This is a genomic window from Leifsonia sp. ALI-44-B (assembly GCF_001984125.1).
Classification (GTDB): Bacteria; Actinomycetota; Actinomycetes; order Actinomycetales; family Microbacteriaceae; genus Okibacterium.
The window spans coordinates 926,906-942,928 of sequence record NZ_MTQL01000006.1 but is presented as its reverse complement, the minus strand read 5'-3'; the positions used below and the strand labels follow the sequence as shown (position 1 = coordinate 942,928).

The 16,023-nt window shown below is 68.6% G+C and carries 15 protein-coding genes and 1 tRNA gene; 12 read left to right on the top strand and 4 right to left on the bottom strand.

What is annotated here, in order from left to right; genetic code table 11:
• The first annotated feature begins 56 nt into the window (after positions 1-56).
• From eno to ALI44B_RS05380, 6 genes are all read left to right on the top strand, one after another.
• A complete protein-coding gene (eno, locus tag ALI44B_RS05405; protein WP_077053627.1) occupies positions 57-1,337 on the top strand; it encodes a phosphopyruvate hydratase in 1,281 nt (426 codons plus the stop codon).
• A gap of 72 nt (positions 1,338-1,409) precedes the next feature.
• Positions 1,410-2,009: an FtsB family cell division protein gene (locus ALI44B_RS05400; RefSeq protein ID WP_143459002.1), complete on the top strand. Its 600-nt coding sequence runs from the start codon at positions 1,410-1,412 to the stop codon at positions 2,007-2,009.
• 16 nt (positions 2,010-2,025) lie between these two features.
• Positions 2,026-2,712: a DUF501 domain-containing protein gene (locus ALI44B_RS05395; protein WP_083709560.1), complete on the top strand. Its 687-nt coding sequence runs from the start codon at positions 2,026-2,028 to the stop codon at positions 2,710-2,712.
• A gap of 54 nt (positions 2,713-2,766) precedes the next feature.
• The gene (locus ALI44B_RS05390) at positions 2,767-4,047 is read left to right on the top strand and encodes a S8 family serine peptidase (protein WP_077053626.1); all 1,281 of its coding nucleotides are present in this window, start codon (positions 2,767-2,769) and stop codon (positions 4,045-4,047) included.
• Positions 4,048-4,086: 39 nt separating this feature from the next.
• Positions 4,087-5,694 carry an NAD(P)/FAD-dependent oxidoreductase gene (locus tag ALI44B_RS05385; protein ID WP_077053625.1) on the top strand — a complete coding sequence of 536 codons (1,608 nt, stop codon included), beginning with the start codon at positions 4,087-4,089 and terminating at the stop codon, positions 5,692-5,694.
• A gap of 57 nt (positions 5,695-5,751) precedes the next feature.
• Positions 5,752-5,828, top strand: a tRNA-Leu gene (locus ALI44B_RS05380).
• 22 nt (positions 5,829-5,850) lie between these two features.
• On the opposite strand, the gene ALI44B_RS05375 is transcribed toward ALI44B_RS05380, so the two are convergent.
• Positions 5,851-7,263 (bottom strand): aminopeptidase P family protein, encoded by a 1,413-nt coding sequence (locus ALI44B_RS05375; protein ID WP_077053624.1) that lies wholly within the window; start codon positions 7,261-7,263, stop codon positions 5,851-5,853.
• 182 nt (positions 7,264-7,445) lie between these two features.
• Between ALI44B_RS05375 and ALI44B_RS05370 the strand changes: the two genes are divergently transcribed.
• Positions 7,446-7,823, top strand: a complete 378-nt coding sequence (locus ALI44B_RS05370; protein WP_143458999.1) for an avidin-fold protein — start codon at positions 7,446-7,448, stop codon at positions 7,821-7,823.
• A gap of 85 nt (positions 7,824-7,908) precedes the next feature.
• On the opposite strand, the gene ALI44B_RS05365 is transcribed toward ALI44B_RS05370, so the two are convergent.
• Positions 7,909-8,490, bottom strand: coding sequence for an Lrp/AsnC family transcriptional regulator (locus ALI44B_RS05365; RefSeq protein ID WP_179100209.1), 582 nt, complete (start codon positions 8,488-8,490; stop codon positions 7,909-7,911).
• A 175-nt stretch (positions 8,491-8,665) separates the two neighbouring features.
• On the opposite strand from ALI44B_RS05365, the gene ALI44B_RS05360 reads away from it, so the two are divergent.
• From ALI44B_RS05360 to ALI44B_RS05340, 5 genes are read left to right on the top strand one after another with little or no spacing between them, the layout of a single operon-like run.
• Complete coding sequence (locus ALI44B_RS05360) at positions 8,666-10,249, top strand: ABC transporter substrate-binding protein (RefSeq protein ID WP_202969355.1); 1,584 nt, start codon at positions 8,666-8,668, stop codon at positions 10,247-10,249.
• Positions 10,233-11,303, top strand: a complete 1,071-nt coding sequence (locus ALI44B_RS05355; protein ID WP_238592082.1) for an ABC transporter permease — start codon at positions 10,233-10,235, stop codon at positions 11,301-11,303. Before ALI44B_RS05360 ends, ALI44B_RS05355 begins: the two co-directional genes overlap by 17 nt.
• Positions 11,300-12,181, top strand: coding sequence for an ABC transporter permease (locus ALI44B_RS05350; RefSeq protein ID WP_077053622.1), 882 nt, complete (start codon positions 11,300-11,302; stop codon positions 12,179-12,181). The genes ALI44B_RS05355 and ALI44B_RS05350 overlap by 4 nt, the downstream gene beginning before the upstream one ends.
• Positions 12,178-13,053, top strand: coding sequence for an ABC transporter ATP-binding protein (locus ALI44B_RS05345; protein ID WP_077053621.1), 876 nt, complete (start codon positions 12,178-12,180; stop codon positions 13,051-13,053). Before ALI44B_RS05350 ends, ALI44B_RS05345 begins: the two co-directional genes overlap by 4 nt.
• Complete coding sequence (locus ALI44B_RS05340; protein ID WP_077053620.1) at positions 13,050-13,826, top strand: ABC transporter ATP-binding protein; 777 nt, start codon at positions 13,050-13,052, stop codon at positions 13,824-13,826. The genes ALI44B_RS05345 and ALI44B_RS05340 overlap by 4 nt, the downstream gene beginning before the upstream one ends.
• Here ALI44B_RS05340 and ALI44B_RS16100 read toward each other — a convergent pair.
• Together ALI44B_RS16100 and ALI44B_RS05335 are read right to left on the bottom strand one after the other, a co-directional pair.
• A complete protein-coding gene (locus ALI44B_RS16100; RefSeq protein ID WP_179100208.1) occupies positions 13,823-13,993 on the bottom strand; it encodes a hypothetical protein in 171 nt (56 codons plus the stop codon). The genes ALI44B_RS05340 and ALI44B_RS16100 overlap by 4 nt on opposite strands.
• A gap of 181 nt (positions 13,994-14,174) precedes the next feature.
• Positions 14,175-16,010 (bottom strand): bifunctional 3'-5' exonuclease/DNA polymerase, encoded by a 1,836-nt coding sequence (locus ALI44B_RS05335; protein ID WP_077053619.1) that lies wholly within the window; start codon positions 16,008-16,010, stop codon positions 14,175-14,177.
• Positions 16,011-16,023: the final 13 nt, after the last annotated feature.

Genomic DNA, 16,023 nt, shown 5'->3' with positions numbered 1-16,023 from the left:
GCCCCGGGCCTCTGCGGCCCACGAAACGAACACTTTCCCAGCAAGGAGCACATCAAGTGGCACTCATCGAGGCAGTAGGCGCTCGCGAAATCCTGGACTCCCGTGGCAACCCGACCGTCGAGGTCGAGGTTCTGCTCGATGACGGCACGGTCAGCCGCGCTGCCGTCCCCTCCGGCGCCTCCACCGGCGCATTCGAAGCCTACGAGCTGCGCGATGGCGACAACGACCGCTACCAGGGCAAGGGTGTCCTCAAGGCCGTCGACGCCGTCCTCGACGAGATCGCCCCGGCGGTCGAAGAACTCGAGGCCGACGACCAGCGCCTCGTCGACCAGACCATGATCGAGCTCGACGGCACCGAGAACAAGAGCCGCCTCGGCGCCAACGCCATCCTCGGCGTCAGCCTCGCGGTCGCCAAGGCCGCTGCCGACTCGGCCGACCTCCCGCTCTACCGCTACGTCGGTGGCCCCAACGCGCACGTGCTGCCCGTTCCCCTCATGAACATCATCAACGGTGGTGCCCACGCCGACACCGGCGTCGACATCCAGGAGTTCATGGTCCTGCCTATCGGTGCAGAGTCCTTCAGTGAGGCCGTCCGCTGGGGCGTCGAGACCTACCACTCCCTCAAGAGCCTGCTCAAGGCCCAGGGCTTCGCAACGGGCCTCGGCGACGAGGGTGGCTTCGCCCCCGACCTCTCCAACAACCGCGCGGCGCTCGACCTCATCGTCGAAGCCATCCAGAAGGCCGGCTTCACGCCCGGCACCGATATCGCCCTCGGCCTCGACGTGGCGTCGAGCGAGTTCTTCAAGGACGGCGCCTACCAGTTCGAGGGCAAGCAGCTCTCGAGCCAGGAGATGACGGCCTACTACTCCGAGCTCGTCGCCAACTACCCGCTGGTCACCATCGAAGACCCGCTCGACGAAGACGACTGGGAAGGCTACGCCCACCTCACGCCCGAATTGGGCAAGAAGGTCCAGATCGTCGGCGACGACCTGTTCGTCACCAACCCGACGCGTCTGGCCGACGGCATCCGTCGCGGCGCTGCCAACTCGCTGCTCGTCAAGGTCAACCAGATCGGCACGCTCACCGAGACGCTCGACGCCGTGTCGCTCGCGCAGCGCTCCTCCTACACCGCGATCCTGTCGCACCGTTCGGGAGAGACCGAAGACACCACCATCGCCGACCTCGCCGTCGCCACCAACGCCGGCCAGATCAAGACCGGTGCGCCTGCCCGCTCCGAGCGCGTCGCGAAGTACAATCAGTTGCTGAGGATCGAAGAAGAGCTGGGCGACTCGGGCGTATACGCCGGCCGCTCCGCCTTCCCGCGTTTCCAGGCGTAACAAGCACCTCTGAAAGCTCCGGGTGCTTCGCGTCAGCGACACCCGGAGCTTTCTGCGTCAGGAGGACGGCCCGTGCCGAAAAAGCCCGTCACCAACCGGCCGGCCCCGAAAGCGCGCCCCGCGGCCCCGAGCGCAGGCAGCCGCTTCGACCGCGCCGGCGACGAGAGTCGCGCACAAGCCGAGACCGAGCGCGGCAACTGGCTGCGCGGCATCCGCTTCTCGGGTTTCACCGTGCTCATGCTCGCCGTCATCGTGCTGGGCGTCGTCGTTTTGGCGCCCAACCTCAAGGCCTACATCGAACAACGCCAGCAGATCGCCGCCCTGCAACAGACCGTCGACGACCGCGCCGACCAGATCGATCAACTTACGGCCGAACGCCAGCGCTGGAACGACAGCACCTACGTCACCACGCAGGCTCGCGACCGCCTCTTCTACGCCAACCCCGGCGAGATCAGCTTCATCGTCATCGACGATGTCGACCCCGCCCTGCTCGGCGACACCGAAACGCCCGTGAGCGACACCCTCACCGAAACCGACATCGACTGGGGCCAAGCGCTCCTCGGGTCGGTCATGAGCTCCGGACTCGCCGACGTCACACCCGGGCCCGGCAGCACAGGCGGCACCGGCACCACACCCGGCACCGGCGGATCCAGCCCCGCACCCACCCCCTAGACCCGATAATGGACATATGAGCACCCCGCCCTTCGGACCGGTCAGCACGCGAGACATCCGCACCGTCTCCGCCCAACTCGGGCGGCCCGCCCGCGACGTCGTCGGCATCGCCGCGCGCTGCATCTGCGGAGCGCCCACCGTGGTGTCGACGGCCCCGCGCCTGAAAGACGGCACGCCGTTCCCCACGTTCTACTACCTCACCCACCCGGCCGCCACCGCAGCCATCTCGGCGCTCGAAGCCACCCAGGTGATGAACGAATACAACGACCAGCTCGCCGGCGACGACGAGCTGCAGCAGCGCTACCGCGCCGCGCACGAGGCCTACCTCGCCGACCGCGAGAGCATCGGTGTCGTCGACGAGATCCACGGCATCTCCGCGGGCGGCATGCCCGTGCGCGTGAAATGCCTGCACGCACTCGCCGGGCACTCGCTCGCCGCCGGCGCGGGCGTCAACCCGATCGGCGACCTCGCGCTCGAACGCAGCGCCTGGAGCCCCGCCGTGTGCCAGTGCGACGTCTACGACCTCGGCGACGACGTCAGCGACGAGCCGCTCGATCTGCCGGCATCAGCGACGGCACCCGGCTCCGCAACGGTGCGCCCTCCCACATCCGCCGCCACGACCACATCCGCGATTCCGGCCGCGTCCGCTTCCGCGACTGACATGGCCACCGCCGCGCTCGGCGACTCCACCGGTCGCGAGTAGACCATGGCCTGGGGACGGAAGGGCAGCGACCGGGGGATGGGCGCTGCGGGCGGAATGACAAGGTCGCGCGGGCGGGCGCCACGAGCCGCCTCCGCCACGATCGCGGCACTCATCGGCCTCGCCACGGTTTTCGGCGGGGTCACGCCGGCGCACGCCGACGCCGTTCGCGACGCCGAATACTGGCTCTCCGACTACGGCATCCGCGACGCGTGGAACACCACGCGCGGCGCCGGCGTCACCATCGCCGTCATCGACACGGGCATTTCGTCCGGTCCCGCCGAATTCAACGGAGCGGTCGCCGCCGGTTACGACGCCTCGGGTGTCGGCAGCCCCGACGGACGCACGCCCCTCGGCCAGAAAGACGAGAAAGAACACGGCAGCTGGGTCGGGTCGCTCGCCGCAGGCCGCGGAGCGGGCGGAGACAACGGCGTGCTCGGAGCCGCTCCCGACGCCACGCTCCTGTCGGTATCGGTCGGCTTCCGCACGAGCGGGTCGACGGTCCCGTTCGAAGACCAGATCGCCTCGGGCATCCGCTGGGCCGTCGACAACGGCGCCGACGTGATCAATATGTCCCTCACCACCAACACGCTCGACTGGCCCGAGAGCTGGGACGACGCCTTCAAATACGCCTTCGAGCACAACGTCGTCGTCGTCGCGGCGGCCGGCAACCGGGGGAGCGGCACCGAAGAGGTCGGAGCCCCGGCGACCATCCCCGGCGTGCTCGTCGTCGGTGGCGTGAAACGCGACAAGACCGCCAGCTTCGACGCCTCCAGCCAGGGCATCACCATCTCGGTCGCCGCGCCCAGCGAAGAACTCGTGGGCGTCTCGCCCGACGGCAGCTACGTGGGATGGTCCGGAACATCCGGCGCCTCACCCATCGTCGCGGGCATCGTCGCCCTCGTGAAGGCGAAGTACCCCGACCTCGACGCGGGTGCCGTGATCGACCGCGTCGTCAAAACTGCCACACCGGCCCCGGGTCAGGGCGCCGCCATCCCGAGCCCCATCTACGGCTACGGTCTCGTGGATGCTCGAGCCGCCGTCACCGCCGACGTCCCCGCCTTCTCGGGCGCTGGCCCCGCCGAGCAGCTGCAGGAGTGGATCACCGTGCACCGCCGCGCATCCGCCACCTCGGTGCCCGTGCCCACCGACACCTCCACGCCGAAGCCTCTGCCACCCGCCGACGCTGCCGCGCGACCGAACCCGTTCCTGCCCACCACCGAGACCCTGCTGTACGTGAGCATTCCGCTAGCCGTCCTTCTCGGAACTGGTACTCTCGTAATGCTCGGGGCCATCGGCGTCACCCGGCATTTCAGACGGGCGGCTCACAGGGAGTAGCCTGTGTGCATACTGACCGAGGTAGGAGATTTTTCCAACGTGCCCAAAATCCTGATTGTCGGCGGAGGTTACGCCGGCTTCTACACTGCCTGGAAGCTCGAGAAGCACCTGCGCAAGGGTGAAGCCGAAGTGACCATGGTCGACCCGCTTCCCTACATGACCTACCAGCCGTTCCTGCCGGAGGTCGCCTCCGGCTCGATCGAGCCCCGCCACGCGGTCGTGTCCCACCGACGCCACCTCAACCACACCAAGGTCATCACGGCCAAGGTCACCTATGTGAACCACGCCGAGAAGAAGGCGACCATCCAGCCGCCCCTCGGCGAGGCCTACGACTTCGAATACGACCAGGTCATCGTCACGGCCGGTGCCGTGTCGCGCACCTTCCCGATCCCGGGTGTCGCCGACGAGGCCATCGGCCTCAAGACGATCGAAGAGGCCGTGGCCATCCGCGACCGCGTGCTCGACAACTTCGACAAGGCCGCTCAGCTTCCCGCGGGCCCTGAGCGCGACCGCCTGCTCACGTTCGTCGTCGTCGGCGGTGGCTTCGCCGGTATCGAGGTGTTCGCCGAACTGCGTTCGTTCGCGTCGGCACTCATCGAGTACTACCCGCAGATCGACTTCGAAGACACGCACTTCCACCTCATCGAAGCCATGGGCCGCATCATGCCCGAGGTCTCGCTGAAGACCAGCCACTGGGTGCTCAAGAACCTCGCCGAGCGCGGCGCCAACGTGCACCTCGACACGCAGCTGAAGAGCGCCGTCGACGGCACCATCGAACTGTCAACGGGCGAGTCGTTCGAGTCCGACCTCATCGTCTGGACCGCAGGCGTCATGGCCAACCCGCAGATCGTGCGCAACACCGACCTCCCGATCGAAGAGCGCGGCCGCCTCGTGGCCCGCGCCGACCTGCGCATCGGCACCGACGAGGAGTTCATCCCGAACGCCTGGACCGCCGGTGACGTCGCAGCCGTCCCCGACATCACGGGTGGAGGCGTCGGCGGCTTCTGCGTGCCCAACGCCCAGCACGCCGTGCGTCAGGGCAAGCTGCTCGCGAAGAACGTCGTCGCCGACCTGCGCGGCGAACAGCCCCAGAAGTACTCGCACAAGAACCTGGGCGCCGTCGCGGGCCTCGGCATCGGCGTGGGTGTCTTCCAGTCCGGCAAGATCGCCATCAAGGGTGTTCCCGCCTGGCTCGCACACCGTGGCTACCACGGTCTCGCCATGCCCAGCTGGGAGCGCAAGCTGCGCGTCATCGGCGGATGGGTCGGCAACTTCTTCCTCGGTCGCGATATCGCCGGCATCTCGGCCGTGCAGACGCCGCGCGCCGTGTTCGAGCAGTTCGCCTCGCGTCCGAAGCCTGCCGCAGCGGCCCCGGCCGAGCCGGCTCAGAAGCCCATCCCGGCCTCGTACTCGTCGTCGCCGTCCACCGACGCCGCCTCGGGTGCCGCCAACACGGCCCCGTCCGACTCCGAGGCTCCCTCGCAGTCGAGCACCGACGCGGCCGGCACCTCGGCCGAGCCCGTGAAGGCTCCGGCCAAGAAGGCACCGGCCAAGAAGGCTCCCGCCAAGAAGGCCGACGCCGCTGTGGAAGACCCCACGCCGGCCGACGTCCCGACGGGCACCACCACCCCGGCCGAGACGAAGTAACCTCAGCAGTACGTCGAAGAGCCCGTCCCGGCATCCGGGCGGGCTCTTCGCACACCAGCCCCCATAGCCCAATCGGCAGAGGCAGGCGACTTAAAATCGCTTCAGTCAGGGTTCGAGTCCCTGTGGGGGCACCACCTACCGGTCAGTCCGACCGGATCAGCCGCGCATCCAGGTTTCGATGCCGGCGGCGTCGATGGGGAGCGCGCTCGAGAGGATGTCTTGGCCCGTCGACGTGACGAGCAGGTCGTCCTCGAGGCGCACGCCGATGCCGCGCAGCTCCGGCGGGACCGTGAGGTCGTTGGCGTGGAAGTAGAGGCCCGGCTCGACCGTGAGGACGGCGCCCGGCTGCAGCGGTTCGTGCAGGTAGCGTTCGTCGCCGATCTTTGCGCAGTCGTGCACGTCGAGGCCCAGGTGGTGCCCCGTGCCGCTCGGCAGGTAGCGGCGGTGCTGCTGGCCCTCCGGCGACATGGCCTCGTCGACCGAGACCGTGAGGATGCCGAGCTCGTGCAGCGACGTGGCGATGGATTCGTAGGCGGTGTTGCGCATGTCGAGGAACGTCTTGCCCGGGGCGACCTGGGCCATGGCGGCGCGGTGGGCGCGCTCCACGTGGTCGTGCACGAGACGCTGGGCTGGCGAGAACGTGCCGCCGGCGGGGAACGAGCGCGTGACATCCGCCGTGTAGAGCGTGCGCGCTTCGACGCCCGCATCGATGAGGATGACGTGGTCCGCGAGAACCGGGCCGTCGCAGCGCGTCCAGTGCAGGGTGGGGGCGTGCGGGCCGCTGCCGATGATAGTCGAGTAACCGACGCCGTTGCCGAAGGTGCGGGCGTGGCGCTCGAAGGTGGACTGCAGCCAGCGTTCGCCGCCGAAGGAGAGAGCCGAGGGCAGCTCACGAATGACCGAGCGGAAGCCTTCGACGGTGGCGTCGACGGCCGCGCGCAGCTGCCCGACCTCCCAGTCGTCCTTGACAAGTTTCGCGGCTGAGAGAGCCATCAGCAGCTCGCCGGACTCCCGCACGCGCGTCGCCGTCCGAGGCTCGGGTGCGCCGGCGCCGAGAGCATCCGCGGGGAGTGCGTCGAGGGCCCGGTCGAGCAGGTCGAGCGAGCGCACGTCGATGCCGAGCGCCGCAGACCAGTCGGCGAGGCCCGCGACGGGCCCGATCCACAGTTCGCCGCGCAGGGCGTCGCCGTAGAACACCTCGTCGCCGGGCGGGGCGGGCTCGGGGATGAAGAGTGTGGCGTCGTGTCCGGAGCCCGCTGGCGTCATGATCAGCACGGCACCCTCGGCCTGGCACGCGGTCAGCCATACGAAGTCGCTGTCGGCGCGGAACGGGTACTCGGTATCGTTGGCGCGCACGGCCGGACGGCCGGACGTCACGACGAGCGTGCGGCCGGCGAACTGTGCGCTCAGCGCGGCTCGGTGCCCCGCCGCCGACTGCGCGGCCCCCGCGACCAGATCGACGTGTCGGTCGACCGGTCCCCAATCGGCCGCCATATAGGAGCGGAACGCGTCGGTGTCGGGCAACGGCTGGGTGCGGGGATCGCGAAACGCGAACGGTTCGGCAGACATGCTGCCAGTAAGACATCCGGGCAGTGCAGCCGTCAAGTCGCCGCGAGCACGTTCGGCGATTCATCCGCGGCGGCGCCCGTTTCTCGAAAATTCGTCCCGGGCGGATGATCCGCGCGATCCGATCGGCGGACGGATAGCGGCGCGGTTGACAGCCCTTCGGACCGATCTCCACAATGAGCGTCATGACAGGAACGAACCTCCCCGACACCGCCGACACTCTCGCGATCGACCTCGACCGCCGCGTCTTCGACATGGTCTCGTCGACCGCGAGCGCGGTGGATGCCAGCGCACCGACGCGCTTCGTCTATCACGAGAAGTCCGGGGTGCTGTGGGGGGAGTACATCGGCGACACGGTGTCGGTCGGGCGGTTCTGCGGTGTGCGGCGCGACGCCCGCATCGACGTGAACTTCGTGCACCGCGGCCACGACGACAACACCACGACGGGTGCGGCGACATCCGTCATCTCGCGTGACACCGACGGCAGTCTGTTGCTCACCGAGGAGTTCCGGACGCCCGACGGCCAGCTCCACGTGAGCGTCTGCCGCGAGGTCACGGTCTAGCCGGCAACGCAGACCTCATCGCCCGCCCGCGTTCGGCACGCGCCCACGAGCACGACGGCGCGGAGAATCCAGCGGTTGACCGCTTCTACCGCGCCCGGCGCTCCGGCACGCGCGGCGCCCGCTCGGGCACCCGCTGCGCGCGCTCGTCGCTCGTGCGCACGAACCGGGTCATGCCGAAGCGCTCGCCCGAATCCTCGACCGACGTGCGACTCGACCGCGCCATGCGCAGCGACACCTGCGCCCGCTCCTCGTCCATCACGAACACCGTCGTTGTCGCTTTGATCGAGGGCCACTGCGCCAGCTGCGTGGCGACCAGTTCGTGGATGGCGGCCACATCGGGCGCCCGCACGAGCATCATGCCGTCGTGCTCGCCCGTCGTCACCGCGAAGTACTCGAGCTCCTGCACCGACGACAACCGCGCGCGAAAGTCGGCCCACTGGCTCTGCCGCAGCGTGATGAACACCATGGCCGCAACCCCGAGGCCGACAGCGGATGGCTCCACCTCGGCGTGCACGCCCTTCACGACGCCCGAGCGCAGCAACGCCTCATACCGGGCATAGGCGTTCGAGCGCGAGATGCCCAGGTGTTCGGCGAGGGCCGCGACGGACATGCGGCCGTCCTCGCGCAGTAGCTCCAGCATCCGAACGTGCGTGTCATCCAATTGCATCGTCTTCTCCATTTGTCCAGACGGGAGGGTGCTCGGGGTGAGTGTTTGAGAGGTTATGGCATCGCCGCACGAATTTCGAGACATTTTTTCCGTACGTTGCAATCTGTAATTGACGAATGATCGGCAAACACACTACTTTCAGCCCTATCCTTCCAACCAGATAAGGAGCACCACCTTGTCACCAATCTCCCGCCGCGCTACCCGACGCGGCACTGCAGCGGTCGGCCTCGTCGTCGCCGCCGCTCTCGCCCTCACAGCCTGCTCCGCGGGCGGCACCGAGAACGCCGCCTCCGGAAAATCCCTCGTCGTCGACGCCTCGTTCGACCTGAAGACCGCCGACCCCAACCGCGAATACGAGACCACAGGGTCGATCGTCGCGAAGGCGCTCTACGAAACGCTCCTCACCTTCGACGGTGACGACGTGACGAAGCCCGTCGACGGACTCGCCAGCTACGAGATGAACGCCGACAACACGGTGCTCACCCTGACCATGAAAGACGGCAAGAAGTTCTCCGACGGCACCGACGTGACCGTCGACGATGCCGTGTTCTCGCTGCAGCGCGTGCAGGGCGTGAAGGGCAACCCCTCGTTCCTGCTCGACGGCATCACGATCGAGAAGACCTCTGACACGACGCTGACCCTGACGTCGGCGACCCCCAACCCGGCGCTCCCGTTCATCCTGCCGAACCCCGCCCTCGGCGTGGTCAACCAGGAGATCGTGGAGAAGAACGGCGGCAGCGCCTCGGCCGACGACGACGCCGAAGCGTTCCTGAACAAGGAATCGGCCGGTTCTGGCCCCTACAAGCTAGAGTCCTTCGACGCGGCCTCGCAGGTGGTCTTCACGGCCAACCCCGAATACACGGGAACGAAGCCGGCCTACGAGCGCGTCGTGCTGCGCAACGTGCAGGGCCCCACGCAGAAGCTCAACGTCGAGGCCGGTGACTCGCAGGTCGCGCTCGACCTGAACCCCGACCAGGTCGCCGAGCTCGACGACTCGAAGGTCTCGATCATCGCGAACCCCTCGCGCTACATGATCTTCCTGCTGCTGAACCAAGACCCGTCCGTCTCGAAGATCACGAGCAACCCCAAGTTCCTCGAGGCCGTCAAGCTCGGCATCGACTACGACAAGATCGTCGACCTCTCGGGTGAGGGTTCGGTGCGCCCTGGCGGATTCATCCCCTCGATCTTCAACGGTGCGCTCGACGCGAAGGACGGCAACCAGTTCGACGCCGACGCCGCGAAGGCCGCCCTCGCCGAATCCGGTTACGCCGGCGAGGCCGTCACGCTGAACTTCCCGAACGACATCACGGTGCAGGGTCTGTCGCTGCAGAGCATCGCCGAATCGGTGCAGGCGCAGCTGAAGAGCGTCGGCATCACCGTCACCCTCGCACCCGCACCCGTCGCCACGGAGCTCGACTCCTACCGCGACGGCAAGGAGACCGTCGGCCTCTGGTACTGGGGCCCGGACTTCCCGGACCCGTCGAACTACCTCGCCTTCACGCCCGGTGAACTCGTCGGCCTGCGCGCCGGCTGGGCTGCCGGTGCCGACCCGACCGTGAGCGACCTCGCCGCCGCCGCGATCGCCGCGACCGACACCGACGCCCGTGCCGCCGCGTACCAGGACCTGCAGAAGGCCCAGAACGCGTCCGGCCCGTTCATCCCGCTGCTGCAGCCCGCCCAGAACGTGGTCACCGCGACCACGATCAAGACGGTGCCGCTCAACCCCGCCTGGACCGTCGATCTTGCCGGTATCCAGTAAAACCGCTCCGACGAAGAGCGCGCGAGCGGGTCTGCACCCGCTCGCGCGCTACCTCGGCATCCGCCTGGGCCTCACGGTCCTGTTGATGCTCGGGGTCACGCTCGTCACGTTCACGCTCACGAACCTCGTCCCCGCCGACCCCGTCCAGGCGGCGCTCGGCGAGCAGGCCGCGGCCGACCCGGCGATCGTCGCGCAGTTTCGCGAGAACGCCGGCCTCGACAAGCCCCTGCCCGTGCAATACGTGACGTATGTCACCAACCTGCTGCACGGCGACCTCGGCACGTCGCAGCAGACCCGCGGTGCCGTGGCGGATGAACTCGGCCGCGCTTTCCCCGCCACCGCCGAACTCGCCCTCACCGCCATCGTCATCTCGATCGTCATCGGCGTGGGCCTCGGCATGTGGGCGGCCCTGAAGCGTCGCACCATCACCGACCAGATGATCCGCGTCGTGAGCCTCATCGGCATCTCGGTGCCGTCGTTCTGGCTCGCGCTCGTCGTCTACTTCGTCTTCTTCTCGCAGCTGCACTGGTTCCCGGGTTCGGGCCGCCTGTCACCCGCGGCCATCCCGCCGCCCACCGTCACGGGGCTGTTCACGGTCGACTCGCTGCTCGCCGGGCAGGTCGACACGTTCCTGGATGCGGTGGCTCACCTCATCCTGCCCGCCTCGGTGTTGGCGCTCTACACGATCGGCCTGCTCACGCGGTTCGCCCGCTCGGCCATCCTCGAGGTGCTCGACCTGGACTTCGTGCGCGCCGCCCGCGCCAAGGGCCTGCCCGGCCGCGTCGTCGTCACGCGCTACGTGTTGCGCGGCGCCCTCGTGCCCATCATCACGGTGCTGGGCGTCGCCTTCGGCTCGCTGCTGTCGGGCACCGTGCTCGTCGAGAAGGTCTACTCGTGGCACGGCCTCGGCGAGTACGCCTACTCGGCCGCTACCAAGCTCGACCTCCCCGCCATCATGGGTGTGGGCCTCGTCGTGGGCTTCGTCTACATCGGCCTCAACTTCCTGGTCGACGTTCTCTATGGCTTCATCGACCCGAGAGTGAGGGTGGCATGACCGACGTCCTGGCCGTTCAGACCAAGCGCCGCTCGCGTCTGCGCATCTCAAAGCAGCTGCGCACGCCGCTCGCCATCACGGGCGGTGTCATCGTGGCCTTCTGGCTGCTGGTCGCCGTGTTCGCACCCCTCATCCGCCCGTTCGACCCGCTGGCGCAGGACTTCGACCGCCTGCAGGCACCGAGCGCCGCGCACTGGTTCGGCACCGACCAGGTGGGTCGCGACGTTCTGTCGCGCGTCATCAGCGGCGCACAGGTGTCGATCCCGCTCGCCCTCATGCTCGTGATCTTCGCCATGCTCATCGGCTCGGTCTTGGGCGCCATCGCCGGCTACTTCGGCAAGGCGCTCGACGAGACCATCATGCGCATCGCCGACCTGGTGTTCGCCTTCCCGACCATCATCCTGGCCATGGTCATCGCCGCGTCGCTCGGGCCCAGCCTGACCAACGCCGTCATAGCCATGCTCATCGTGTCGTGGCCGGCCTATGCCCGCGTCACGCGCTCGCTCGTGCTGGGCGCGCGCAACGCCGAATACGTGGTGGCCGGCCGCCTGCTCGGCAACGGTCCGTTCACGTCGCTCAGCAAAGACATCCTGCCGAACGTCGTGTCGCCCGTGGTCGTCCTCGCCACGCTCGACGTGGGCACCGCCATCCTGCTGCTCTCTGGCCTCTCCTTCCTGGGGCTCGGTGCCGTGCCGCCCACACCCGACTGGGGTGCCATGGTGTCGGATGGCGTGCAGAACTTCTCCTCGTGGTGGATCGCCGCATTCCCGGGCCTCGCCATTCTCACCGTCGTGCTCGCCTTCAACTTCTTGGGCGACGCGCTGCGGGACGCGCTCGACCCGCGCTCGCAGGAAGCCGTTCAGGGGAGGGCACTGTGAGTGCATCCGGAATCACCATTGAAGGACTGACCCTCAGCTTCGGGAGAGGGGATGCCGAGAAGCAGATCCTGCGCGGCATCGACCTCGACGTGCCGGCCGGCCAGATCACGGGGCTCGCGGGCGAATCGGGCTCGGGCAAGACCATGACGGGGCTCGCCGTGTGCGGGCTGTTGCCCGCGGGCGCCAACGTGGGTGGAAGCATCCGGTTCGAGGGTGTCGAACTCACGCAGCTCAAGCAGCGCGCCATGAACGAATACCGCGGCGCCAAGATTGCCATGATCTTCCAAGACCCGACCGCGAGCCTGCACCCCATGCTCACGATCGAGGCGCAGCTGATCGACCACTACCGGCACCACACGGGCGCGTCGAAGAAGGTTGCGAAGCAGCGGGCGCTCGAGATGCTGGGCCTCGTCGCCGTGCCGAGCCCCGAGGCGGCCCTGCGCAAGTACCCGCACCAGTTCTCGGGCGGGCAGTTGCAGCGCATCGCCATCGCCTCGGCGCTCATGTGCGAGCCGTCGGTGCTGATCGCCGACGAACCCACCACAGCGCTCGACGTGACGGTGCAGGCCGGAATCCTGCGGCTTCTGCGCACGCTGTGCGACGAACTCGGCATCGCGATCATCCTCGTCACGCACGACCTCGGCGTGATGTCGGCGCTGGCCGACACGATCGCGGTCATGCGCATGGGCGAGATCGTCGAGCACGGCTCACGGTTCCAGGTCATCACCGATCCGCAGCATCCCTATACGCGGGCGCTCATCGAGGCCCTGCCCGAAGCGGCCGATGCGCCGAATGCCGCCGATGCGCCCGGTGCGACTTCGGCGGCGAATGCGTCGTCGGATGCGGCACCTACCGAAGGCGGTCTGTCATGACTCTGCTCTCGCTCGACGACGTGCGCGTCACCTACAAGCTGCCCGGACGCGGCACCCTGAACGCCGTAGACGGTGTGAGCTTCGACCTCGAACCCCGTCAGGTGCTCGGCCTGGTCGGTGAATCCGGATGCGGCAAGTCGACGTTGGCGCGCGCCGTCTGTGGTCTCGAACCCACGTCGGCCGGTTCGATCAGCTTCAACGGCCAGCGCATCGGCAAGCTCGGCCTGCGCAAACGCGACCCCGCGCTCATGCGCATCCAGATGGTGTTCCAGAACCCGTTCGCGTCGCTCAACCCGCGCCGCACGATCGGTAGCCAGATCGAAGACGGTCTGCGCGTGAACCCCGATCGCGATGCGTGGGATGTGCCGCAGCTGCTCGAACACGTCGAACTGGATGCCTCGAGCCGCGACCGCTACCCGCACCAGTTCTCCGGTGGTCAGCGTCAGCGCATCGCCATCGCGCGGGCCATCGCGGCCGGGCCCGAACTGTTGATCGGGGATGAACCGATCGCCTCGCTCGACGCCTCGCTGCAGGCGCGGGTGGCGAAGCTCATGCGCAAGCTGGCGGTCGAGACGGGTGCGGCTCTGCTTTTCATCAGCCACGACCTGTCGGTGGTTCGCGTGATCGCCGACGACGTCGCCGTCATGAGCGCGGGCAAGATCGTCGAGCGCGGGCCCGTCGACCGCGTGTGGACGAACCCCCAGGATGCTTACACGCAGCGTCTGCTCGCGGCCATCCCCGTCGTCGACGGCCTCGGCCGCCTGCCGGGTTAGCCCGGCGGGATCAGGGACGCGATCGTGAACTCCTTGGTCGTGAATCGCCACCGGGTGCGCACCATGGTGACCCCCTGGGCGCGCAGCTCGGTGGCGAGGGTGAGGGTCAAACGCGGAGCGCCCGGTGCTCTCGTCCATCCGGAATCGGAGGAGTAGATGTCGGTCACCGTCGGCCGTGCCTGGGGGCTCCGATAACGTTTCGCAACAGCTGGCGGCGTCGAATCGGACACGTGTTCAGACAACAGCATGTTCGGATGATCAGATACCCCCGCTTCCGGGGGTACTCAGTCAGGCCGCCCGGAGAATCGGGCTTGTCGGGGGTGGTCCGGAGACGCCGACCCCGAATGTTCATTTCGCTTCGGCGTAGTTATCAGCGATGACGACCTCGAGTGCGAAGTCGATGGGGAAGCCGCCAAAGAGCAGGCGCCCGGCCTCGGCCGCGGATTCGCGCACGGCTCTCGCGACCTCGTCGGCCACCGCGGCGGGCGCGTGCACCATGACCTCGTCGTGCAAGAAGAACACGAGCTGCGGCGTTCCTTCGGCCGTGCGCAGGGAGCGCAGCCGCAGCCGCAGCCCCGCCATCCAGCACATCGCCCACTCGGCCGCGGTGCCCTGCGCCACGAAGTTGCGTGTGAACCGGCCCCAGTCGCGAGCCACCTGGCGGGCGCGCTTCTCGTCGGCGGGCGAGGTGCCCTCTTGCCCGATGAGCCGGGTCACCTCGCGCCACTCGTCGGAGGGCAGCGGCGAGCTGCGCCCCAGCCAGGTGCTCACCTGCTCGCCCGCCTCGCCGGCACGCGCGGCAGCCTCGACGAGTCCCGTGGCCTTCGGGTAGGCCTTGAGTAGGCGCGGCATGAGTCGCGCGCTCTCACCCGACGTCGCGCCATAGAGGGCGCCCAGCATGGCGAGCTTGGCGTGAGGTCTGGTGTCGACGACGCCCGCGTCGACGAGGCCCTGGTAGAGGTCGCGTTCGCGCCCGGCGTCGGCCATCGCCGTATCGCGGGACATGGCGGCGATGATGCGCGGCTCGAGCTGCGCGGCGTCGGCGACGACCAGTTTCCAGCCGTCGTCGGCTTGCACGGCCGAACGGATCTGCGCGGGGAGTTGCAGCGCGCCGCCTCCCGAGGTTGCCCAGCGGCCCGTCACGACGCCGCCCACCACATAGTCGGGGTGGAACCGGCCGTCGCGCACCCACGCATCCATCCAGGCCCAGCCGTTGGCGCCCAGCAGTCGCGACATCTTCTTGTACCGCAGCAGGGGCTCGATGACCGGATGCTTGAGCTCGCCCAACTCCCACTTGCTCGTCGAGGTCACGCCGAGGCCCGCCTGCCGGAGCGCCCGCAACAGCTCGGGCTGCGAATCGGGGTTCAGCTGGGGCGCGCCGAGCAGCCCGCGGATCTCGTCGGCCAGGCGTTCGAGCTTCTCGGGCCGCCCGTTGTGGGTGGGGCGAGGACCCAGGATGTCGGTCAGCTGCCGGTCGTGCACATCCGCTCGCCACGGCACACCGCTGTGGCGCATCTCGGCGGCGATGAGCGCACCCGTCGACTCTGCGACGAGCAGCAGCCGCAGGCGCCCGGGTTCGGAGCTCGACGCGAGCGCCTCGAGCTGGCGCTGTAACTCGTCGAGCGCCGAGAGCCCGGAGTCGGCCGGAGCGTCGTCGTCGAGCAGGCCATCGAAGAGGGTCTCGCCGCGGGAGGGCCGCACGAAAGCGGGCGGCGCGTCCCACGCATCCAGCGGGGACGCGCGCAAACGGCTGGCACGGGTCGAGACGGCGCGGCGCAGAATGGTTCGACACAGGCGCAGATCCCAGGCGCGTTCGACGAGCACCCCCTGTTGCAGCAGCTCGCCATACCAAACCGACGTGTCGTCCCACACCCAGCGGGGCCGCGCGGCGGCCGAGCTCGCACCACGGCTAGGGGCGGCAGCAGCACCAGCGCCCGCGTCGGCATAGTCAGCAGCAGCACCAGCGCCAGCATCGGCATAGGCAGCAGCACCGGCACCGGCACCGGCACCCGCACTCGCATCAGCACCAACGGCCGCGGCGGCATCGGCCACGCGCTCGCGCCGGTCGACCTCGCGCGCCACCTCGTCGGCACCGAGCGTCATGCTGTCGAGCACGACCCCCGCGTCATCGACCTCGGTGAGGCGCGCCGAACCGCCGGGCAGGCGATCGAGCACGAGGAACATCCCCCTATTCTCG

Excerpts from the sequence above, each read along its gene's own strand:
- ALI44B_RS05395 (WP_083709560.1), top strand. The coding sequence starts at position 2,026 with ATGAGCACCCCGCCCTTCGGACCGGTCAGCACGCGAGACATCCGCACC.
- ALI44B_RS05390 (WP_077053626.1), top strand. The coding sequence starts at position 2,767 with ATGACAAGGTCGCGCGGGCGGGCGCCACGAGCCGCCTCCGCCACGATC.
- ALI44B_RS05375 (WP_077053624.1), bottom strand. The coding sequence starts at position 7,263 with ATGTCTGCCGAACCGTTCGCGTTTCGCGATCCCCGCACCCAGCCGTTG.
- ALI44B_RS05370 (WP_143458999.1), top strand. The coding sequence starts at position 7,446 with ATGACAGGAACGAACCTCCCCGACACCGCCGACACTCTCGCGATCGAC.
- ALI44B_RS05365 (WP_179100209.1), bottom strand. The coding sequence starts at position 8,490 with ATGCAATTGGATGACACGCACGTTCGGATGCTGGAGCTACTGCGCGAG.
- ALI44B_RS05350 (WP_077053622.1), top strand. The coding sequence starts at position 11,300 with ATGACCGACGTCCTGGCCGTTCAGACCAAGCGCCGCTCGCGTCTGCGC.
- ALI44B_RS05340 (WP_077053620.1), top strand. The coding sequence starts at position 13,050 with ATGACTCTGCTCTCGCTCGACGACGTGCGCGTCACCTACAAGCTGCCC.
- ALI44B_RS05335 (WP_077053619.1), bottom strand. The coding sequence starts at position 16,010 with ATGTTCCTCGTGCTCGATCGCCTGCCCGGCGGTTCGGCGCGCCTCACC.